This is a genomic window from Chitinophaga sp. OAE865, from assembly GCF_040546735.1.
GTDB classification, from domain to species: domain Bacteria; phylum Bacteroidota; class Bacteroidia; order Chitinophagales; family Chitinophagaceae; genus Chitinophaga; species Chitinophaga polysaccharea_A.
In genome coordinates this window covers 4,905,598-4,928,540 of record NZ_JBEPOF010000001.1, presented here as the reverse complement: position 1 = coordinate 4,928,540, position 22,943 = coordinate 4,905,598, and the positions used below count along the sequence as shown (strand labels likewise).

At 48.6% G+C, this 22,943-nt stretch carries 16 protein-coding genes; 12 read left to right on the top strand and 4 right to left on the bottom strand.

The genetic code is table 11. The features are described 5' to 3' along the window. Window positions 1–2: 2 nt before the first annotated feature. From ABIE50_RS20000 to ABIE50_RS19975, 6 genes are all read left to right on the top strand, one after another. Complete coding sequence (locus ABIE50_RS20000; protein ID WP_209857987.1) at window positions 3–1,376, top strand: vanadium-dependent haloperoxidase; 1,374 nt, start codon at window positions 3–5, stop codon at window positions 1,374–1,376. A gap of 13 nt (window positions 1,377–1,389) precedes the next feature. Next, complete coding sequence (locus tag ABIE50_RS19995) at window positions 1,390–2,160, top strand: ParA family protein (protein ID WP_209857986.1); 771 nt, start codon at window positions 1,390–1,392, stop codon at window positions 2,158–2,160. A 5-nt stretch (window positions 2,161–2,165) separates the two neighbouring features. Continuing rightward, window positions 2,166–2,891: an eCIS core domain-containing protein gene (locus tag ABIE50_RS19990; protein WP_209857985.1), complete on the top strand. Its 726-nt coding sequence runs from the start codon at window positions 2,166–2,168 to the stop codon at window positions 2,889–2,891. After that, the gene (locus ABIE50_RS19985; RefSeq protein WP_209857984.1) at window positions 2,888–4,276 is read left to right on the top strand and encodes an ATP-binding protein; all 1,389 of its coding nucleotides are present in this window, start codon (window positions 2,888–2,890) and stop codon (window positions 4,274–4,276) included. Before ABIE50_RS19990 ends, ABIE50_RS19985 begins: the two co-directional genes overlap by 4 nt. Window positions 4,277–4,400: 124 nt before the next feature. Continuing rightward, window positions 4,401–6,101, top strand: a complete 1,701-nt coding sequence (locus ABIE50_RS19980; RefSeq protein ID WP_209857983.1) for a GMC oxidoreductase — start codon at window positions 4,401–4,403, stop codon at window positions 6,099–6,101. 87 nt (window positions 6,102–6,188) lie between these two features. After that, window positions 6,189–7,058 carry a glycerophosphodiester phosphodiesterase family protein gene (locus ABIE50_RS19975; RefSeq protein ID WP_209857982.1) on the top strand — a complete coding sequence of 290 codons (870 nt, stop codon included), beginning with the start codon at window positions 6,189–6,191 and terminating at the stop codon, window positions 7,056–7,058. A 6-nt stretch (window positions 7,059–7,064) separates the two neighbouring features. Here the strand turns inward: ABIE50_RS19975 and ABIE50_RS19970 are convergent, their stop codons facing one another. Together ABIE50_RS19970 and ABIE50_RS19965 are read right to left on the bottom strand one after the other, a co-directional pair. Further along, window positions 7,065–7,700: a response regulator transcription factor gene (locus ABIE50_RS19970; protein WP_142687278.1), complete on the bottom strand. Its 636-nt coding sequence runs from the start codon at window positions 7,698–7,700 to the stop codon at window positions 7,065–7,067. Further along, window positions 7,690–9,681, bottom strand: a complete 1,992-nt coding sequence (locus ABIE50_RS19965; RefSeq protein ID WP_209857981.1) for a tetratricopeptide repeat-containing sensor histidine kinase — start codon at window positions 9,679–9,681, stop codon at window positions 7,690–7,692. The genes ABIE50_RS19970 and ABIE50_RS19965 overlap by 11 nt, the downstream gene beginning before the upstream one ends. Before the next feature lie 227 nt (window positions 9,682–9,908). Between ABIE50_RS19965 and ABIE50_RS19960 the strand changes: the two genes are divergently transcribed. Continuing rightward, window positions 9,909–10,295 carry a hypothetical protein gene (locus ABIE50_RS19960; protein WP_142687276.1) on the top strand — a complete coding sequence of 129 codons (387 nt, stop codon included), beginning with the start codon at window positions 9,909–9,911 and terminating at the stop codon, window positions 10,293–10,295. Between the two features lie 197 nt (window positions 10,296–10,492). Here ABIE50_RS19960 and ABIE50_RS19955 read toward each other — a convergent pair whose 3' ends face one another. Beyond that, on the bottom strand, window positions 10,493–11,251 hold the full coding sequence (locus ABIE50_RS19955; RefSeq protein WP_354028090.1) for a LytR/AlgR family response regulator transcription factor: 759 nt from the start codon (window positions 11,249–11,251) through the stop codon (window positions 10,493–10,495). A gap of 12 nt (window positions 11,252–11,263) precedes the next feature. Further along, window positions 11,264–12,376: a sensor histidine kinase gene (locus tag ABIE50_RS19950; RefSeq protein ID WP_354028089.1), complete on the bottom strand. Its 1,113-nt coding sequence runs from the start codon at window positions 12,374–12,376 to the stop codon at window positions 11,264–11,266. Window positions 12,377–12,625: 249 nt separating this feature from the next. On the opposite strand from ABIE50_RS19950, the gene ABIE50_RS19945 reads away from it, so the two are divergent. The 5 genes from ABIE50_RS19945 to ABIE50_RS19925 all read left to right on the top strand — a co-directional run bounded on the left by ABIE50_RS19945 (window position 12,626) and on the right by ABIE50_RS19925 (window position 22,840). After that, complete coding sequence (locus ABIE50_RS19945; protein WP_209857980.1) at window positions 12,626–14,836, top strand: TonB-dependent receptor domain-containing protein; 2,211 nt, start codon at window positions 12,626–12,628, stop codon at window positions 14,834–14,836. A gap of 171 nt (window positions 14,837–15,007) precedes the next feature. Further along, complete coding sequence (locus tag ABIE50_RS19940) at window positions 15,008–16,858, top strand: sigma-70 family RNA polymerase sigma factor (RefSeq protein WP_209857979.1); 1,851 nt, start codon at window positions 15,008–15,010, stop codon at window positions 16,856–16,858. A gap of 129 nt (window positions 16,859–16,987) precedes the next feature. Beyond that, on the top strand, window positions 16,988–17,956 hold the full coding sequence (locus tag ABIE50_RS19935; protein WP_209857978.1) for a FecR family protein: 969 nt from the start codon (window positions 16,988–16,990) through the stop codon (window positions 17,954–17,956). A gap of 174 nt (window positions 17,957–18,130) precedes the next feature. Beyond that, window positions 18,131–21,286: a TonB-dependent receptor gene (locus ABIE50_RS19930; protein WP_354028088.1), complete on the top strand. Its 3,156-nt coding sequence runs from the start codon at window positions 18,131–18,133 to the stop codon at window positions 21,284–21,286. Between the two features lie 96 nt (window positions 21,287–21,382). Beyond that, window positions 21,383–22,840, top strand: a complete 1,458-nt coding sequence (locus tag ABIE50_RS19925; RefSeq protein WP_209857977.1) for a beta-helix domain-containing protein — start codon at window positions 21,383–21,385, stop codon at window positions 22,838–22,840. Window positions 22,841–22,943 lie beyond the last annotated feature (103 nt).

Genomic DNA, 22,943 nt, shown 5'->3' with positions numbered 1-22,943 from the left:
ATATGTCAACCCCCGCAACACTCGTAGTACAATGGAACCAGCTGACAGTGGAGGCCATCCGCTGTTCGGCAGTTCCGCCACCTCTGGCAGCCCGCGCACTGGCGATGGTTCACACAGCCATGTACGATGCGTGGACAGTCTATAACCCCTGTGCCATCAGTACCGCTACCGGCGCTTATATCAAACGCCCCAAAGAAGAACATAAAGCTGCCTGGAAACGTAAGGCTTACAGCTACGCGGCTTACCGCGTGCTCACGGAATTATTCCGGTTAATACTTCCCCCGGAAAATAAAAATATGTTCCATGATATGATGTTGCACCTGGACTATGACCCCGCCATCACTACCCTGGATATTACCAAAGCCGCCGGCATCGGCAACCTGGCTGCCCGTTGCGTACTGGAAGCATTTGCAGGCGATGGCGCCAACGCATACGGCACCCTGCAAATGCCCGCCTGGACAGACTATACAGGATATAAACCGGTGAACACACCGGAGCAACTGAAAGATCCCGGCCACTGGCAACCCCTGCCCATCCCTGATGGCAACGGGAATTTTAAACCGCAACAATTCCTCACCGCGCACTGGTCGCTGGTACGCCCTTTTGCACTGCAACACCCGGAGCAATTTCGCCCGCCAGCGCCTTTCCCTCCGGGCAGTACGGAGTTCCAGCAACAGGCCGACCAGCTCATCGCCATCAGCGCAGGGCTTACGGATCTGCAAAAAGTGATCGCGGAGTATTGGTGGGATGGCCCCGGAACAGTAACGCCGCCTGGCCACTGGTGCCAGGTGGCGCAGTATATTTCCGGTCGTGATGAACATTGTAATCACCAGGACCTGAAAATGTTCTTTGCACTCAGTAATGCCATGCTGGATACCAGTATTGCCTGCTGGGAAAGCAAACGTTATTATGATGCAGTACGTCCTGTTTCTGCGGTGCGCTATTTATATAAAGGGCGTACAATTAAGGCCTGGGGCGGCCCCGGGCAGGGCGCTAAGGAAATAAAAGGGGAGGAGTGGCTCCCTTATCAGCCGCAGGCGGTTATCACACCACCCTTTGCAGAACATGTATCAGGACACAGCGCTTTCAGCAGCGCAGCAGCACATATACTGGCCTGGTTCACCGGCAGCGATAAACTGGGCGCCACGGTTGTATGCAGCAAAGGAAGCTCATTGATTGAACCAGGGCTCACTCCTGCAAGGGATATCCAACTCAGCTGGAGCACTTTTTCAGAAGCGGCTGCACAGGCAGGATTGTCGCGCTTATACGGCGGGATCCATTTTGCACGCGGCAACCAGGAAGGGCAGTACCTCGGTCAGAAAGTAGCAAAGACCGTGTGGGAAAAAGCAAAGTATTTTTTCAACGGAACATTATGACAACCGGTATTTTATGACAGTAATATCATTGGCTATTCAGAAAGGCGGTTCCGGCAAAACCACTACCGCTATTAATCTTGCTGCCGCGTTACAGCAGGCAGGAAAGAAGGTGCTGCTCGTGGATGCCGATCCCCAGGCCAACCTCACGCAGGCGCTGGGATACGCAGAAGATCCGCCGCAGCACCTGTATACCGCCCTGAAAAAAGAGATCGCGGGAGAAGAAGCGTTATTGTCGCAGGTGATCCTCACATCGCCCTGCGGACTGATGCTCATACCCTCATCGCTGGACCTGGCCGCAGCGGAGCTGGAACTGGTGGGCCTGTACGGGCGGGAACAGGTATTCAGCTGGATGCTCAAACCTTTGCTGCCGCAGTTTGATTTTATCCTGATCGACTGTCCCCCGGCCATCGGTATGCTTACCGTCAATGCGCTGGTAGCAAGCGATTATGTGCTGATGCCCCTGCAGGCGGAATTCCTGCCGCTGAAAGGTGTTCGCAGCTTTATGTATCATTTTGAGAATATAAAAAAGAAACTGAACGCCAACCTGGAGGTGCTTGGATTTGTTTTAACAAAGTACGACGACCGTAAATCAATGAACCGGCAGGTGCTGAAACAACTGGAAACAGAATACAACGGCAAAGTAATGGATACCTATATCCGCTCTAACATCCAGCTGGCCAGGGCACAGGAAGCCGGTATGGATATTTTCAGCTTCGACCCGGTGTCGCACGGTGCAAAGGATTACCGCCGGCTCGGAGAAGATTTTCTAAGCAGAATAAAATAGTTGTTATGTTTGATAGTAAGCAATCTTTACCCGCCGCCGCATCCGCAAAGGAGCCCTTCTTCAGCGGCGTGCAACAAAAGAAAGAGACTACCTTTTTCCAGCCGAAGCTGTCGGTAAATACACCCGGCGATGCATTTGAAAGGGAAGCCGATTCAGTAGCCGATAAGGTGGTAAGCGGCAGTGGCGGCGCCGGGCCGGTAGTCCAGAAAAAGGACATCACATCCGTACAGCGCCTCGCTACGTCTGAAGCGGAAGAAAAGTTAAGCACTAACGATGCCCGCATGCGCCGTGATAAAGACATTCAAACCAAGCCGGAGCTGCAACGTAAATGCGCTGCCTGCGAGCACGAGGAAGAAGGACAGGTACAAAAATCCGAAGCCGCCGGCGGTGGCAGTAGCAGCTCCGCTTCACCGCAGCTCTCCTCACAGATTGAAAGCTCCGCCGGTAAAGGCAGCCGGATGAACCGGCAAACCGCCCGCGAAATGCAGCACAAGTTCGGCGTGGATTTCAGTCATGTGAATATCCATACAGGCGCATCGGCGGTGCAAATGAGCAAGGAACTGGGCGCACAGGCATTTACCCATAAGAACGATGTTTATTTCAACGCGGGAAAATATAACCCTGATACCAGCAGCGGTAAACACCTGCTGGCACATGAGCTTACACATGTGGTACAGCAGGGCGCCGCCAAAGAAAAATCAGCCACACAACCCGGAGGGACCACATCATGAGTAAAGTAGCAACAAAGAAAACAACCGCGAAACAACAAACAGCAGCAGTACCTGTTGCTGCCAGTCCAGCTACGGCGCCGGAACTGGCCTACCTGCAGGCACTGATCAATTACCGGCTGGGCACTTACTTTAAAAAAGAAGGCACGCCGTCAAAACCGCCCCTGTTGCCCGACAGGGCCACCTGGCAAATTGTAAGGCCGGAAGCGATGCAGCATAAATGGAACAATGAAGAGCTTACCCTGTTGCTGATAGCGCTGGTGCCGCACATCCTGCCGGAATTTTATGACACGGCTATCCAGCAGTTCCTGCCCCAGGCCGGTGAATTTCCACAGCTGGGCGGTATACGTGGAAAACAATTCCGCGGGTTCCTTCCAACAGGGGAAACGGTGCTCTTCCTGCTGGCGGGCACTAACTGGAAAAAACGCCTGGAAGTACAGGAACTGTTTGAACCGGATCATGATTTTGCCCTTAAAAGAATTTTATGGCTGGAAGATGTGCAGGGCGGAGAGCCGCTGATGAGCGCCCGGCTCATGATGGACATTGATTATGTAAATCTCTTCATAAAAGGAAAACACGGCAGGCCGCATTTCAGCATGAGCTTCCCCGCCAGGCTCATTGCCACAGAACTGACCTGGAACGACCTCGTGCTGGATGAATCTATCATGGCGCAGATCCGGGAGCTGGAAACCTGGCTGCATCACAACGACCAGCTGATGAACGAATGGGGCATGAAGCATAAACTGAAAAAAGGCTACCGTGCCTTGTTCTATGGTCCTCCCGGTACCGGCAAAACTTTTACCGCCAGCCTGCTCGGAAAATATACAGGCCGGGATGTATATAAAATTGACCTCTCCATGGTGGTGTCAAAATATATAGGGGAAACAGAAAAGAACCTGGAAACATTATTTGCCAAAGCCGCTGATAAAGGATGGATCATTTTCTTTGATGAAGCAGATGCATTGTTCGGTAAGCGCACCAGCGTAAGGGATGCACACGATAAATATGCTAACCAGGAAGTATCTTACCTGCTGCAGCGGATCGAAGATTTTAACGGCCTGGTGATCCTCGCTACCAATATGAAAAATAATATTGATGATGCCTTCATCCGCCGTTTCAATGCCATCATACAATTCCAGGTGCCGGGCGAACGGGAGAGGGCCGCTATCTGGCAGAAAACATTCCCGCCCAATGTCAGTTTCCAGGATGATGAAGATATTCCCGGCAAGGTGAAGAAATATGAGATCACCGGCGGTAATATTATCAACGTGGTGCAATACGCCTGCCTGAAAGCCCTGGAACGCAAAACAGCAAAGGTTTCCCTGGATGATGTGGTAAATGGTATCCGCAAAGAAATGAATAAGGAAGGAAGATCGTTTATTGTTTAATATCTCCCCCGGTATGCTGTCACGGCATACCGGGAATGGTTGTTATCTCCCTTCAACCGTCTATCCAATTATTCCCCCCTGTTCCCTTATTTTTCCTATTTTCCTTGTTACCAATTCTACGTGTATGATCAACTTAAACCTTAAGGCCAGGGCGCAGCATACCTATGACGCTATTGTAGTAGGCTCCGGTATCAGCGGGGGATGGGCCGCCAAAGAGCTCTGTGAAAAAGGGCTTAAAGTGCTTCTGCTGGAAAGAGGACGGCAACTGGAACATATCAAAGATTATACAACCGCCACCCAGGCGCCCTGGGAAACACCGCACCGCGGAAGACTTACCCCTGCACAAAAAAAAGAACATCCCTATCTCATACGGGAACGGGTATACTCAGAGTTTAATGAAAGCTATTGGCTGAAAGATACAGACAGCCCGTATACGGAAAAAAAACGGTTCGACTGGACCCGTGCTGATATCGTAGGCGGAAGATCTATTATGTGGGGACGCGGATCGCTCCGGCTCAGTGACCTCGACTTTGAGGCCAATGCCAGGGAAGGCATCGGGATCGACTGGCCCATTCGTTACAAAGACCTGGCCCCATGGTATGATCATGTGGAAGCCTTTGCCGGTATCAGCGGCCAGGCGGAAGGGCTGCCACACCTGCCCGATGGCATTTTCCAGCCGCCTATGGAAATGAATTGTTTTGAGAAAGCAGTGAAAGCCAGGATAGAAAAAATTTTCCCGGAAAGGCGTATGACCATTTTCCGCACCGCCAATCTTACACAGCCTATCGGCGACAGGGGCAAATGCCAGTACCGGGACCTTTGCGCACGGGGATGCCCATTCGGCGCCTATTTCAGCTCTCAGTCGTCTACCCTGCCCGCTGCGGTTAAAACCGGGAATCTTACCCTGCAAACGGATGCCATCGTGAACAGCATCATCTATGATGAAAGCAAAGGAAAGGCAACAGGGCTACGTGTTATCGACAAACACACCAAAGAGATGACGGAATATTACGCCCATATCATCTTCTTAAATGCCTCTACGCTGGGCAGCACCTTTGTGCTGATGAACTCTGTATCCAATCGCTTTCCGCAGGGAATAGGCAATGATCACGGCGTGCTGGGCCACTACCTTATGGACCATCACTTCCACGCCGGCGCCAGCGGTATTTCAGATGAGTTCGGTGACAAATATTATTACGGCCAGCGCCCCGCCGGTTTTTATATTCCCCGCTTCAGGAACATAGGCGCAGATAAACGCAGCTATCGCAGAGGTTTCGGCTACACCGGCTACAGCAGCCGTACCGGTTGGTCAAGAGGCATCGCTGAGCTGGGAATAGGCGGGGCGTTTAAAGATTATCTCACCGAGCCGGGGCCATGGCAAATGGGCCTCATGGGCTTTGGAGAATGCCTGCCCTATGAAGAGAACCAGGTGACGCTGGATCACAGTATCAAAGACGCCTGGGGCCAGCCCGTGCTGCAGTTCAACTGCGAATTCAAAGACAATGAGCGGCAAATGCGCAAAGACATGGACCAGGACGCCGCCGCCATGCTGGAAGCAGCAGGTCTGAAAAACGTGACACCATTCAACAGGGATTCCTATCCCGGCATGGCCATACATGAAATGGGTACGGCACGCATGGGACGCGACCCGCGCACATCTGTGCTGAATGAATGGAACCAGGTGCATACCGCCAAAAATATTTTTGTAACGGATGGCGCCTGTATGACCTCCTCTGCCTGTCAGAACCCATCGTTAACTTACATGGCGCTCACCGCAAGAGCGGCAGATCATGCAGTAAAGGAACTGAAACGGCAGCAGCTGTAGGTTAACTTTCTATTAAGCCGGTAGATATGTTCTGTGAATTGATATATTTTCATCCTCTTTATCTCTCTGAAAAAATATAAATACCTGATGAACCGATTATTATTAGCCACATTATGCGCAGGCGCCCTGTCGGTATCTGCACAACAGAAAGAACCGGTAGACGATATCATCAATGAATTTTATCATCACCCGGAACATATTATGGTGGCGGCACACCGCGCCTCCCACAATAAATACCCGGAAAATTCCCTGGTAGCCGTAAAAGAATCCATTGAACAGGGAATTGATGTGGTGGAGATAGATTTACATGAAACAAAGGATCATATCCTGGTGGTAATGCACGATGCCACCATTACCCGCACTACCGGCAAGCCGGGAAAAATAAAAGACTATACTTACCAGGAACTGCTGCAGTTTCCCCTTCTTTTCAACGGACAGCCCACTACGGAAAAGATCCCTACTTTTGAGCAGGTACTGCAGCTCACCAAAGGAAGGATTATAGTAGATGTGGATTTTAAAGAGGAAAGCGAATCCGCCGCGAAACAGGCCTTTGCACAGATAGCAGCGCACGGGATGGAGAAACAGGTACTGTTCTTTATTTACGATCATCACCAGGCGCTCATCCTGCACAGCTGGAACCCCCGGATCCCTGTAATGCCCCGCGCGCACAGTGTAGAGGAAGTAGCAGAGATACAGCAGATGGCCACGAAACAGGGAAAGTTTCCTGTGATCCATGGAGATGCTTCCTTTTACTCAGATTCCCTCGTGAAAAGCGTTACTGCCGGCGGCACACGGGTGTGGATGAACGCTTTGGGCAAATACGATAAACTGGAGTCGGCAAATGAAAATGCAGGGTTTGACCAGCTGCGTAAAGATGCGGCATATGCCAATGTTATCCAGACAGACTACCCGGAAAAACTATTGGCATACCTGCGAAAAAAAGGATTACATAAATAAAAATTTTTACAGCAATCCCTGCTGGGCGGCTATTTTGATCAGTGCCGCCACATTTCTTACCTGGAATTTCTGGATCAGGTTTTTCCGGTGCGTTTCTACTGTGAGCGGGCTCAGGTTCAGCTGCTGCGCAATATCCGGTGTGGTTTTGCCATCTGCTATCAGCTGCAGTATTTCCTTCTCACGTTTGGTTAGCTGGGGAATGCCTTTTAACTCACTGATAGATGGGCGCGCCATAATTTCCTTGGCGCCCCTGCTGAAAGTGATCATCCCGTTGAGCGCTTCCTGTATGCAGGCTACCAGTTCTTCGGAAGATATATTTTTTAACAGGTATCCCGTTGCGCCGTTCTGGATCATTTGCAGGATCATGCTGCGCTCCGAATGATTGCTCAGCGCCAGTACATGCGTTTCCGGTGAAATAGCTTTCACTTCCCTGCACAGCTCTATACCGTTGGCATCCGGCAGCGTGATGTCCAGCAGGAGCACGTCCACTTTATTTTCTTTGAGGAAAGACATGAAAGTCATACCGGAAGTAAAACAGCCGGTAATTTGTATGCTCTTTACATTGTTGAGCAGTTTTTGAAGTCCTTCAAGTACAATCGGATGGTCGTCTACAATGGCCAGTGTGGCGGGATCAGTTAACATGTAATTCAATATTTATAGTGGTGCCTTCATTCACAGCGGAGTCGATATCAATTTTCCCTCTCAGGAATCCTACCCTGTTACGGATGTTGCTTAACCCGATCCCTTTTTCATTACCTGCTGCCTCCATGTCAAACCCCTTGCCGTTATCTTCCTGGGTGATAAAGAAGATATGATCGTTCTGGCTGCATTGCAATATAATATTGCTGGCCTGCGCATGGCGGATGGCATTGGACAACAGTTCCTGCACAATGCGGTAAATATGGATCTGCACTTCTTCCCGCAGGGTATCTTCAAATCCCAGGTCCTGGAAATCGATCCGGGTATTTTCACTCATCAGCGATTCACAGAGATCTTTCAGCGCAGTTTTTAAGCCGAACTTCAGCAGGTTTACCGGCATCATGTTATGCGCAATACGCCGCAATTCTGTAACGGAATGATCCAGCTGCTGGGTGATCTTTTCCAGCTCCGCCCGCTGGTCCTGGGAGTAGGTATCTTCAATTTGCGCGGAGAGATTGATCTTGGCCCCAGCCAGCATACCTCCAAGGCCGTCGTGCAGATCACGGGCCAGCCTGCGGCGTTCCTGTTCTTCGCCCTGCAATACGGCCTGGCTGAACTGTAATTGCTGTTGTTGCTCAATTTCGTGCAGGTGTTGCCGGTAGCTCAGCTCTTTTTGTGCGGCCAGCTTTTGCTTGCTGCGGTATACGAACAACGCAAAGAGCAATACCACCAGTAAAATCATGCTGGCGGCGCCCAGCAGCCAGTTCACCAGCCGGGAATTTTTCGCATTTAGTGCATCCTGTATACCTTTGGCTTTCAGTGCATCAATTTCTTTCTGCTTTTCAGCGTTGCGGTATTTTATTTCCATGGCATGCACATCGTTGTTGAGCTGCGTGCGGGCAAGACTATCGCTCAGCTCACTGTAACGTTTCATCCAGGTATAGGCGGGCCCCATCTGGTGCAGGTTTTCACAGGTAAGCGCCATGCCGTAGTATAACTGTTGCCGGTTGGATACCAGCTGCATCATTTCTTTCTGCTGCATCAGCAGGGTAGCCATTTCCTTTGCCTTTACAAAATTATTGGCATTGAAATAAGCGTAAAATTGCTGCATCTGTAACCGCTGTTCTTCATACCGCATGCCTTTTTTCCTGGCCAGTTGCACACCTTTGTCAAGGCTCGCAAGCGCTTCTTTGAATTTCCCTTCCAGGGTATAGTACATGCCTTCGGCGGCATAATGGTCCAGCAGGTAATCGGATTCAGGGAACGGCTCCAGTAGTTTCCAGGCGCTGTCCAGCGCGGGGCGGGCTTTGGCATTCCGGGCAGACAGCGAATAGTTTTCCGCGATGGTATGATAGGCTGTTACCAGTTCGTGGGAAGGGGAGTGCGCATTCCTGAAGGTTTCAATGGCCTTGAGAATATAGGTTTCCGCTTTGTCGAACTGCCCTGCATTTTTAAATACAATGCCCACTGCCAGGTAATCCCTTCCGGCGGCCGTTTGGTCGCCCGCCTGCTGGGCCAGTGGTATGGCCTTGTTCAGCAGTATGTCGGCAAATGCCTTGTAGTTGTCTTTCCGCTGTGCAATGGCGCCATAGTCGTACCAGGCTTTAGACCGGAAAGTATATGCTTCTGCCGTTTTGAACTTACTGAGCAACGTATCCGCTTTCATGAAGCTGGCCTGGCTTTTATCATAATCGCCCTTCTTCAGTAAATTTCCTTCATAGAAATAATAAAGCGCCTGCAGGTAGGAATGCCGGCCACTGTATTGTTTACCCTTTTCCAGGTATTGTGATGACTTTAAAGAATCCTTTGCCGCCCAGAATTCCGACAGGGAATAATTTGCACGGGCACGGACACTGTCGGAGCCAGCCTGTTGCAATATGGTCTCCAGGCTGTCGGTAAACGCTTTCTCATTCAGCGGGGGAGCTTGGGCTAAGCACCGGCAGCTTACTGCAAGCAGGAATACCAGGAATGATAATCTTCTCATAAAGGCCAAAATATAAAACAATTGTTTACACTCGATCGTTGCCGGCAAAAATACCTGAAAACAGGTAGAAATAAATCATCAGATGCTGGTATTGTCCAAAGTTCCTGCCCGGAGTACATTTGCGGTAATGCCGATAAAGGTTTTAACCATTTTATATTCTGTAAATTTTACAACAGGGAAGCCGAAAACTGTGCTTTAAAAGAGTAGGCATTTTACAATTGTCATTTATGAAGATACTTAAAAAGATTTTGTTCCCGGTATTAATGGTAGCTACATTGTTTACAGCCTGCAAAAAGGACGACGACGACAAACCATCACGTACCTCCCACAAAGTAGTTTTTAAAGCGATTGGCTCCAGTGGGGTAACTTTAAGTCATGGCTTGTATGGATGGGATCAATCCGTAACCACGCTCTCCAACCTGACCGGAAACACCTGGACCAGCCCTGAAGTTACTTCACCGGCAGAAGCTATTAACCTGAATGTACTGATTAACGCGCAGGCTACTTCATCTGCGGCTACATTGAAAGTGCAGATTTTCGTAGATGGACAACTGAAAAGTGAAGGTAACTCTGCAGGCACTGTGCTTTCTGCAAGCGCCAATTATAAATTTTAATACTGTACAGCAGTAAAAATAATCAGCATAATATTGGCAGTTGCCCCGTTTTTGCGAGGAACCTGCTAAAGGAACCTAACTGAAAAGGATATGAAATAATGCAGGCCGGTATCTACCGCCTGGTACGACTACAATTACATAATCAGATTTACTTTGAGTTGATAGCCTTTGAACTGTGCAGTTCAAAGGCTTTTTTATCAGAATGCGCTTTTGTCTGGCGGCCGCGATACTTTATCCCATAACCTGTTCATCACCACCTGCCGGATAACCGCTTCCCGGTAGTTACGGCTGATGGGGATCTGGTGCGATTGGATACAGATCTCATTTCCCTGGATGCTGTCTATTTTATTTACCGCCACTATGTATGATTTATGCACCCTGATAAACGCCTGGGGAGATAACTGCTGCTCCAGGTTTTTGAGATATAGCAGCGTCATGTATTTTCCTTTACGGGTATAAATGCTTACATAGTTCTGCATGCCTTCCATGAAAAGGATGTCTTCAACCTGGATCTTCTCATACCGGGTACCGCATTTTATAAAGAAGTGATCTGCGGCAGTTTCTGTAAGCGGGATATCCTTTTTTACAGCGGGGTTTACCAGCTGGTGATAGTCTCTCGCCTTGGTGGCCGACTTAAAGAACCTGTCAAACGTAATAGGTTTCAGCAGGTAGTCCAGTACATTCAGCTGGAACCCTTCCAGCGCATATTCAGGAAATGCAGTAGTGATGACCACCATGGGCGGATGAGGGATCATTTTCAGAAAATCAATACCACTCAGTTTGGGCATCTGTATATCCAGGAACAGCAGGTCGGCAGGCCGTTGCTTCAGCAGGTTTGCCAGCTCCACAGGGTTTTCACAAATACCGGTAAGCGTAAGGAAATCCACTTCCTTCACATAATTGGCGATGCCTTCCCTTGCCAGTGGCTCGTCGTCGGTAATCACACAGTTGATCATGATAACATCATTTTAGGTAGATAGCAATTGCGGCATCCGGGCGGCTGCCAGTTGTAACTGCAGCCTTATTTCAAAGCTGTCCGCATTACGGAGGATATCCAGTTCATATTGCCCGGGATATACCAGGTCCAGCCGCCGCTGCACATTTTTTAAACCGATGCCGCCATAGTCAATAATGGGAGCGCTGTATTCATCTGTGGCGCTGCTGTTGGCAACGGTAAATACCAGCAGCGATCCCTGAAGCTGCAACTGTATCCTGATCCAGTTAGGCGCGCCCGCATGTTTGGATACATGCTTGAACGCATTCTCCACAAAGGTCATCAGGATGAAAGGAGCAATGCTTAAATGAGACGCCGGCTGCTGCTGGAAATCAAAAGATACCTCCACGTTACTGTTCAGCCGCAGTTTTTCCAGTTCAATAGAATTTTCCAGGTAACCGATCTCCTTGCTGAGGGCAATCTGTTTATCATTGCATTCATACAACTGGTGCCGTAGCAGCTCCGAAAATTTCGCCAGCGAAGCGGAAGCCACATCAGGATTTTTATGGATCAGGAAAAAGATCGAATTAATGGTATTAAAAAGAAAATGAGGATTAAACTGGTTCTTCAGAAAGTTAAGCTCTGTTTCCAGTTTTTCTTTTTCCAGCAGCTGTTGCCTTCTTTTTGTTTGCAGCCAGCTCCTGGTGAGCTTTATACTCATGGCCAGCGTCATACTGGCCAGGGTGGAGGGCAGCGCGTTTCCAAAGAAATGCAGGAAACAATAATCTCCCGGCCCGAAAAGCGCTTCGAATGTTTTTCCTGATACCACTGCACACAGGTAATAGCCGCCAACAATAGCGCAGGCGGTTGCGCCAATGGTAAGCACCAGCAATGAGATGTAGGCAGTGTATTTTCCTTTCTCAAGATATTTGGGGATCAGGTAATACAGGTTGAAATATACAGCCGCCGCCTGGAAGATCACATAAAATCCAAACTTGATATAGAAAGGGAACAGGATAATAGAGTTCGCAGCTTTCAAAGGATTTCCTATTGCCACTACCCACCAGAGATAATGGTAAAGACACCAGAATGGGATGTGGTAAAGTTTATATTTCAGCAGCCAGTTCCGGCTTGTGGTTGTATTCAAGATATAACAAATTACCTGTAATTAAAGATAGGCACATTTTGCTGATTCTTTCCCCGTACTATACCAATGGTATCAAATAAATGACAACCAGCATATGGAACCCGGTGAGTGGCGGTATTTCCCTTTTTTAACAGGTTTTGCCGGGAACCAGCCCTTTTTGTGCAGCTGGTCAGTTTCCTGCCACACCTTGTCATTCGGGCTTTTACATCGCTGCAGATACCTGTTTATTTGCGGTACAAGTATTACCATATGCGCTACCTTCTTTATTCCTTATTCCTGTTGTTACCTGCTCACTGCATATATGCGCAGGAGAAAAAAACGGATAGCCTGTCATCCTTAAAACAATTGGCTGAAATAACTGTACGGGCAGGCAGGCCATTGCTCCGGCAACAGGAGTCCGGCGCCGTTATCAATGTGCAAAGCAGTATACTTACAAAGGGAAGCTCTGTGTTGGAAGTGCTGGAACGCTCCCCTGGCGTGTATATCGACCGGCGAAACAGCAATATTGCCCTTAACGGCAAGAACGGGGTGATGGTAATGCTGAGCGGTAAACTGCTGCGCATGTCTGCCGATCAGCTGATGGTGTTTCTCCAGGGTATGAACGCCGCCGATATAGAAAAAATTGAACTGCTCAATACTCCCCCGGCAAAGTATGATGCCGCTGGCAACGCCGGTGTGATCAACATCGTGATAAAGAAAAACCGCAACCAGGGTAATTTCTCTCTCACCGGCGGTTATGGTTACGGCGAAAAAGCCGCCGCCAGCCTTAACTTCGGGCGCAGTATCCGGAACACGGGGATGTATGGCAATTATTCGTTTTCACACGACAGGACTTATTACGACTGGTTTGCCCGCGCCACCGATAATATGCAGTTACTGGGAGCCCCCAGCTCATCTGATTTTCTCAGCCTGATAAAACCGGTAAGCAACAGTCATAACCTGTTGCTGGGGGCAGATGTAAACCTCTCTCCGCGAACGGTGGCTGGTGGCAGCATCAGTGGTAATATCAGCCGGGTGGCAGATCATACCGTTAATCACGGGGAATATCTCCTCAATAACGGTACCCGCTACAATATGGATGCAGATATCAGGGTAAACAACAACTGGGATAATATAGGCATATCGCTGTATACAGAAAAAAGAATAAGGGCAGGAGAGCAGCTGAACATTGACCTCGATTACCTCTACTACAAGAACAACCGCCCATCCACCGCAACCAGCGCCTTTGTGGATAGCGCCGGTCATACACCCGGTACAAACGACACGCTTTTTGCACCGCTGCAAAAAACTTCCTCTGTGTCATCGATGCAGATCGGCGTACTTAAAATGGATTACAGCCGGCAATTATCTCCCGGATTAAAAATTGAAACCGGTGTGAAAGGAACCTATACCAACAACAACAGCCGCTCCAGGATAGAAAGTTTTCTTGACCAGCAATGGATAAGCAGTTCTGCGGCTGTTAACAACATTATTATGAAAGAAGCGATAGGCGCGGCTTATGGCTCTGTAGATGCACAGCTGCATCCCACGCTACGGCTGAGCGCCGGCGTAAGATATGAATACGCCCATACACAAATGGATGATCCGCAATATAAGCAGCGCATCAGCCACAGGAAATCCGGCAAATTCTTCCCGGATATATTTCTCACCTGGAAAAGAAAGGAAACGGAATGGAACCTGTCGTATACAAAAAGGATCAGTCGCCCCAGTTACAACGACCTGGCTTCTTTCATTACCTATTCAGGGCCCACTTCCGTGGAAACCGGCAACCCGCAGCTGCAACCCACCATCACCAACAATATAAAGCTGGGGTATAACCGGAACGGCTACTCGCTTTCCCTGCTTTACAGCCGGGACGATGCCCCCGTGGCCCGTTACCAGCTTACGCCCAACCCAACAGGAGAAGTGATATGGGTATCTCCCCAAAACCTGATGTTCCAGAAAAATCTTTCATTGCAGGCATTGCTACCATGGAAAATCAGCGACCGATGGGAGATGAACCTTGGGTTTACCGGCGGCTGGCGGCAGTTTAAACTTGATTTCACCGCCCGGCCGGTACAGAAGGATTACCTGGGCTTTAACGCCAACTTCTCCACCGCCGTAAAGTTGCCCGCACGGTTTGCCCTGGAAGTTTCCGGGTGGTATAACAGCGCTGTTTACGACGGCTCTAAAAAAGCAGATCCTTTTGGGGCCCTGAATGCCGGCCTTAAAAAAGAGCTTACAAAAAACGGCGGGATCCTTCAGCTAACGGTAACGGATATACTACGCACGGTGCGCATCAATAGTTATTTTGGCACCCTGACCGAAGAAGCATTTAACCTGAAAAGCAAAGTTACCTTTCATCCGGAATCAGGTAAAACGCAGATAGTGAAGCTCACCTGGGCAAAAAACTTTGGCGCAGGCGGACAGCGGAAGCAAAGGAACCGTACAGTGGAAGAAAGCAGCCGGGTGAGGAAGTAGGGGACGATGGTGATAACATCAGGAAGTGAAATCCCTCAAGTTATCAATGCCGTATAAATGATTTATTTTATATAACTATAATCCCTTTACAGGCTTCATCTTCGAAAATAAATGCCGGGTTTAACATTGCGTTAATAGTAGGGCCTTATTTTGGTTCTATATTCTAACATGATGTCTGCAGAGATATTTTTTATCAGGTTGTACAATGTTAACTACCAGAAAGTTTATGACTTTGCTTATAAGCTTTGCGGTGACCGCCATCGTGCTAAAGATATTACCCAGCAATGTTTTCTCCGCCTCTGGGAAAAGATAGATACCATCAGCAGCGAATCAGAAGACATATTTCCCCTGTTGTTTGTAATAGCCAAGCGGGTAGTGATCGATGAAAGCCGGAAGGCCACCACTTCTGCATTAGCCCACAAGGATATTTATCATACCAGCTCAGGCACGGTAGATGAAACCGAGAGCAGGATGCACTACAAACAACTCAGGCACCGGCTCAGCAATGTGCTCCAGTCGCTCCCTGATAAGCCCCGCAAGGTTTACCAGTACCGCGATTCAGGTTACTCCCATAAAGAAATTGCTGATATGCTGAACATCTCTGTTACTACGGTCCGTACCCACCTGAGAACGGCCACGCACCTGATCCGGAAAAATATCGGGAATACCACCATCATCGCTGCCGCTGCCTGTTTATTATGGGCATGCGGGAAAGATAAAGATCCGGCAGCACCCACGGGACCGGTAACTAATGCGGAAGTAAACCGCTGGATACTGGACAGCATGAACTATTTCTACTACTGGAAAGACGGGCTGCCGGCAACGCCGGATGCATCGGCAGAAGCCACTGCCTGGTTTGGGCAGCTGAAAAATACGGCCGACCGCTTTTCTATTATATATGATCCCGCAGTACCGGCTTCCTATCCCGCAGGCCTGCGTAGCATATATGGTATGGAAGCTACGGTGATCGCTTATCCCAAAGCGCCGGGAGGCGCACTGGGAGTAGTGCAACTGGTACAACCCGGCTCGCCCGCCGCTTCGAAGGAGCTGAAACGGGGACAGCTCTTTACACGCATTAACGGCACATTGCTGAGCACCAGCAATGCCGCATCGCTGCTGGCAAAACTGGTAACGGATAAGAAGGCTGATCTTACGATGGCTACACGCGGCACAGACGGGGCCATCACGGAAACCACCGTGCAAAAAGTAACTGCCGGCGGTATCACAGAGGAGCCTGCCATACAACAATCGGTGGTGCTTAATACCACGCCTAAAACGGCCTATCTCTGCTTTAACTATTTCGATGATACGCAAAGCGCTGCATTGCTGCAAACATTCAGCGCCTATAAACAACAGGGTGTACAGCAACTGGTACTGGACCTGCGCTACAGTCCTGGCGGGAGCACCGCCATGGCAGCCATACTAACGGCGCTTATTGGTAACAATATTGATGCAGGAAGCATTTTTGCTAAGTATATAGGCAATAGCCGGCTGGGCAACCGTACCATGACTTTCGCGCAAACAATGGCGCTTCCGGAACGTGGTACCGCTGTTACTTTCAGCCAGGTGAAGCCCATACAGTTGCAATTAAGCCAAGTATATATATTAACCGGCCCGCATACAGCCTCCGCTGCAGAAATGATCGTTAATAACCTTAAACCTTATACGAATATTGTGCAGATCGGCAGCGTTACCCTGGGGAAAGACGAAGGCATGATCACCATTGCCGATGGCCGCAATCCCAAACGCATTCCCTGGGTATTGATGCCCATCACCTATAAATTGCAGAACGCAAACGGGGAGGGAGGATATAATAAAGGCATTGCGCCGGCTTACCAGGTAGATGAACTGGCTGCCTTACCCTTGCAGCCCCTGGGCAATACGGCCGATCCGCTCACCGCGAAAGCGCTGGAGCTGATAGGCGTGGCCGGCGGGCGTGTTTCCCATCAACCGCCAACGACTGTCCAAAACGCCGCTATATCCCCTGCTATGACGCATCCGGTATTGATCACCCACCCCTGAGCAGACCATTGAGCCCATTCCAATGTTACCAAAATGTGAATTCCAACTTTTTGCCTACTCACTTTTTAATGCCCGTTCGTACTGTATGTATAGTGTTGATATTTAGTTCCGTCATTCAAAATAAAACAGGTGATCACAAAGCAATTACTGGATCGATATTTTAAACAGCAATGTTCTGCAGAAGAAAGGATCATTGTTGAAGCGTACCTGCAGGGGACGGATCACACCCTGCTGGATGAATTTTTACATGGCAAATGGGCTGAAGCCGCAGCAGGGCCTGCCATCCAGGTAGTGCCGCCTGCCATTGAGCTGCCGGCACGCACCAAAGTACGGCATATAGGCCTTAAATGGGCGGCTGTATTCACCGGTATGCTGCTGCTTTCTGCTGCTGCTTATTTCCTGTTTCTTATGAACGGGAAAAAGATGCCGGTAAACCCAATTGCCCGTACCCAATGGAAAGAACTGGATAATCACGGCAATGATATCAGGTCAGTGTTAATGGGAGACGGTACCCGTATATGGTTGAATAAAAATGCGGTGCTGCGTTACCCGGACAATTATAATGAAGTGTCAAGGGAGGTGGAACTGGTAGGAGAGGCTTATTTTGAAGTGGCACAGAACAGCAGTTTACCTTTCCGGGTACATACAGCCCATGTAACTACTACGGCGCTTGGAACGGCCTTTAACATCAGCGCGTTCACAAGGCAGGATACGGCTATCTGTATCAGTTTGCTGGAAGGAAAAGTAGCCGTGGCACTGACAGACAGTAACGATACACATGTGCTTACGCCGGGAATGGCCATGAACTTTGAAGGAAACGGCATGCCTCAAATGGTTACCGACAACGCCGTTTTCAAGGCTACCGGCTGGATGAAAGACAAAATCTATTTTAATAACGCCACGTTAAAGGATGTATGCAGAAAACTATCCTGGCAGTACGATGAAAAGATCATAGTGGACGGAGAAGCAGACAGACAAAGGATTTCAGGCATCTTTAACACATCGGATGATTTCAAAACAATTGTAGCAGCCATCACCTACGTACATAAGCTCAAGGTAACGTACACGCCGGAGGGATGCAGGATCACTAAAAATTAATTAAAAGCACGTTCATCTTTTTAAAATCTATCAGCAGCCAAAACTGCTGTGCAGCTATACTATTGCCCGCATGGGCGCTTTCTAAAACTATAAAAAGCTATACGATCAATGATGCCATTTGTACGCAGATTATGCTTAATGATGTGTTTTATTTCATTATTTAATCATTCACTTTTGCACGCCCAGCAATACCAGCGGTTATCGGAAACGGTAAAACTTCCTGCAGGAAAACAACCGGTAAAAGATATCCTGAAATCATTGCAGGAACAGGGGAATTACAGGTACCTGTACGACCCCGCACAAGTGGAAGCATTAAGCATTAATATTCCCAAAGGCACCCTTTCTTTATCCGGGTTATTGCAATTACTGGATCAGCAACTCCCGCTGGATGTGGAGCTGAAAGATAATATCATCGCTATCAGAACCGAAGACGGCAAAGTTGCTGTCGCTACTAAGGCACAGACAGGTACCTTGCAGGGGAAGATCTTTAATGACCAGAACGAATCTATTCCCGGTGTAACGGTTTTTGCCGGGGATAACAGCCATGTAACCACTTCCCGTGTTGATGGTACCTATAGTATTCAATTGCCGGAAGGCACATATAACGTGCGTTTCAGCCACCTGGCCTTTTCCCAGTCGGGCTTTAATAATGTAGTAATAAAAGCGGGTAAAGTAACTTTGAAAGATGTGATGCTGTCTACTTCCTCTTCCAACCTGAAAGGAGTAACCGTAAGTGCGGCGGCAAAGCGGGAAACCGTTTCCGCTCTTTATAATAAACAAAAAAATGCCGCCGGTTTATCAGATGGTATCAGCGCGGAACAAATTGCGCGCACACCCGATAAGAACGTAGGAGAGGTGCTGAAGCGCATCAGCGGGGTAGCAGCGGTAGATAATAAATACATCGTGGTGCGCGGGATGAGCGAACGTTATAACGCCGCTATGCTCAATGGCCAGATCATGCCAAGCACAGAGCTGAACCGGAAGAATTTCAGCTATGATATCATTCCCTCTAATATCATTGACAATATCACGGTATATAAAACGATTACGCCGGATATGAGCGCGGAGTTTGGCGGCGGATTAGTGAACGTTGAAACCAAAGCCATTCCTACGGAAAATTTCTTTACCATTTCCATCGGCGGCAGTATCAACGACAACACGACCGGCAAAGCATTCAACAGCCTGGAAATAGGCGGCAGCGAATACCTGGGCAAACCCTCTTCTCATCGCAACCTGTTTGGGAAACTGAACTGGAAGAATCTGGATGATATATTGGCCAATACCAACCCCGGCAATACAGGCGGTCATGTATTGAAAGACCCGGCTTCCATTTCCAACAACTGGAAAATATATGACAGGAAGGCGCATCCATCACAAAACTACCAGCTGTCATGGGGCCATGTGATGGATCTTGGCCAGGACCGGCAACTGGGCCTGATGGCCAGCGTCAGCTATCGCAACACATTGCAGACGCAGGATGTAAGGATTGGGGGAAAAGACGGCTATATGTATCTTCCCAGCGCTGTAAACGGAAGTGATTCTGTTTTTTTTAGCGGGAAACAATATGGCTTTTCTACTAACACCGGGTTACTGGTTGGAATAGGGTATAGTGCCGGCAAACATAAAATAAGCCTTCAAAGCCTTTACCTGAACACATTGGATCAGCAGCTGCTCATGGGAAAAGGAACAGATGGCAGCGGTATTGCTGATACACCGCCAATGATCGGATTCTATGATAATGTGCAATGGACAAAATTGTGGCAAACACAGTTAAAAGGAGAGCATGCTATTGGCGGTAAAGGTATTAAAGTGCAGTGGTCAGGTACTTATGTTCACCTCGACAGGCAACGCCCGGATAATCATTACCTGCGTTCACCGGCTCCACCTGATAGTCTTACTGCCTCACCCATTATGATGATCGGCCCCCCTCAATCCCGTGGTATCGATGGCGCTATGCGCTGGTGGACACGTGCCTATGAATCAGACCTGAACTGGGATCTGAATACAGTAGTGCCCTTCCGTTTTAACATCGGGAATGCCACAGTTACAAATACTTTTAAAGCAGGATACGCCGGCTGGTATAAGGATCGCTCCTTTTACGTGGCACGTGCCGGCAGCGGCGGATACGCTTCCAAAATTCCCCAGCCCATAGATTATTTCTTTAATCCTGCCCATGAAGGTTACACGTTTGCCTTTGACGATTTCTCGGATAATTTTCAGCGCAATGCTACGCTGCATGCTGTTTATGGCATGTTTGACCATAAGCTGGCCGGTAAGCTCCGGCTGGTATGGGGAGTAAGGGCTGAGTATTATGATATTAACCGCATCAATGAAGTACTGGAGAAAAGTATTGGTGAGATCACAAACAGGGATGCCTACGATTTGAGCGCCCTGTATAACAGGGAAAAGAACTGGAACCTGTTTCCTTCTGCCAGTCTTACTTATAGTCTTACGCCAAAAATGAATTTCCGCGCTACCTATGCCCAGAGCATTATCCGGCCGGACCTTCGTGAACTGTCTTACTTCAGCGAATATGATTTTGAATTGGGTGGAGAATACAACAGCTCAACGCCTATCGTATCCAGCAAATTAAAACACCTGGATTTCCGGTATGAATATTATCCCGGCCCAGGCGAAATTTTATCCCTGTCCCTGTTTTACAAGAAGATTGATAACCCGATGGAGATCTTCCAGTCGAACGCAGTGAATGAATTCTCCCTGCGTAACAATCACCAGGCGGAGAACCGGGGAGTAGAGATAGAGATCAGGAAATCGCTGTCCTTTATTGATGTACCGGTGATCCGTAACCTCACCTTGTATGGCAATGGAACCAGGTTATTCTCACGCGTGAGAAAAGCCACTAATCCTACTTATGTGGAAGAGCCGGCCGGATCAAAGAAAATGATACTGAAACAGGATATAGGAAATTGGGAAGACAGGCCACAACAGGGCGCCAGCAACTACATGATTAATGCAGGTGTATATTACGATACAAAGCCTGTATCTGTAAGCCTGCTTTATAACTACGTGAGCAACCGCCTGTTCATGCCCAATCAGAATTCCTATATGTCTTATTACGAACGCCCGATGGTAGCACTTGACGGGCAGATAGCCTTTCATCTGCTGAATGATAAAATGATCATCCGCGCTAATGCAGGTAATCTGTTGAACAGTTATTCTATCATATATCAGAATGCGGGAGATGGAGATATGGGAGAAGGGAAGAAGCATCCCGTAAAAGATTTATTGTACCAGGAAGGGAAAGACCTTTTGTTCTACAAGGCAAAGCCAGGCAGGACTTACAGTTTTACGTTAGGATATAGTTTTTAACAACAGGCAGGATGTATTATTTAACGAGCATGTATTCATACCGGTATATACAGTTTCGATCATTGTTATTATTTTCTAATTTAAATCCTTTATTTGATGACCAGGTTTAACCTCTACGCCGCAGCTGCAACTATCCTGGCTGCCAGCGTGTTCACAGCATCCTGCAAAAAAGACGCACAACAGACTAACCGTCCTGTGAGCGCAGCCATACAGGTGGTAGCAAATGGCGCCACCCTCAGTGGTATCTTAGGTACCGGAAAAACTATCCGTGATACCATCAAGCTCACAGGTGGCACTTACTTTCTGAGCGGACTGGTATACATCGATACCCTCGATGTAATCCAGATCGACGCCGGTTCCGTTATCAAAGGTAATCCAGGTACTCCGGGTGTTACACCGGGCGGTGGTCTGGTAATTTCCCGTGGCGGAAAAATTGAAGCCAACGGTACTTCTTCTGCTCCGGTTGTATTTACTACCAGCAGCGCGTCTCCTGCTGCCGGTCAGACTGCCGGTATCATCATCCTCGGAAGAGCTACTACCAACAATGGCGATACTGCCAAAGTAGAAGGTATTGGCGGTATTCCTCCGTTAACTCCTTACTATGGTGGTTCTGTTGATACAGACAATTCAGGCCGACTGAAATATGTTCGTATCGAGTACGCAGGTTTTGAACTGGCTACAGACAACGAAATCAACGGTCTTACCCTGGCCGGTGTTGGTAGCGGAACTGAAATCGACTACGTAGAAGTGTACAAAGCTGCAGATGATGGTATCGAATTCTTCGGTGGTACTGTAAACGCAACCCACGTAGTAATTGTTAACCCGCTGGACGATGGTCTGGATTTTGACAACGGTTACCGTGGCCGCATTCAGCATGCACTGGTAGTAGAAGATACTACACGTGCCGACAAGAGTGGTTCTAACGGTATTGAATCAGACAACAACAGCATTGGTCAGCCACGTTTGCCGATCACTAAACCTTTGATCGCCAACCTGACTATTATTGGTTTGCCTAACCAGGCAGCAGCTACCAAAACTACTTTCCCACCTGCAGGTACCGGTAAATACGGTGTAGCTGCACAGTGGAGAAGAAGCAGCCGCTTTGAAGTGTACAACTCTATCTTCCTGGGATTCAACAATGGTATTTTGCTGGATAACACCGTTCCAACCGGTGGTACTGCAGCAGACCAGACTACCCAGCAGAGGTATTGCGATGGTACTTCCATCATCAAAAACAACATGGTACATGCCTTTAACCTGGCATATTACGGTAACCCTGCATATAGCTGCACTAAACCGTTACCTGATGGTGTTGACAACAACACTTCATACATTGCTGCTGATCCGAACGCTTCCCTCAAACTGGTGAATCCGTTCAACAGGGGCATTGCCGGTTTCTACATGCCCAGAACAGGTGCTCCGGCCGTTGCTTCTCCTGCTTTAACCGGTGGTTTAACTTCCGGCTTACCTGCAGGTTTAACCGGTACTTCCTACAGAGGTGCATTCGATGGTACCAACAACTGGGCCAGCGGATGGACTGTATTTGCTTATTAATTATTCTTTATGGCGTGGCTGGTCTGTTTTACAGATCAGCCACTTTTTAATCAACGTTTTATAAAATGAGGTATTCTACTGTAATGTTTTTGTTGTGCATATT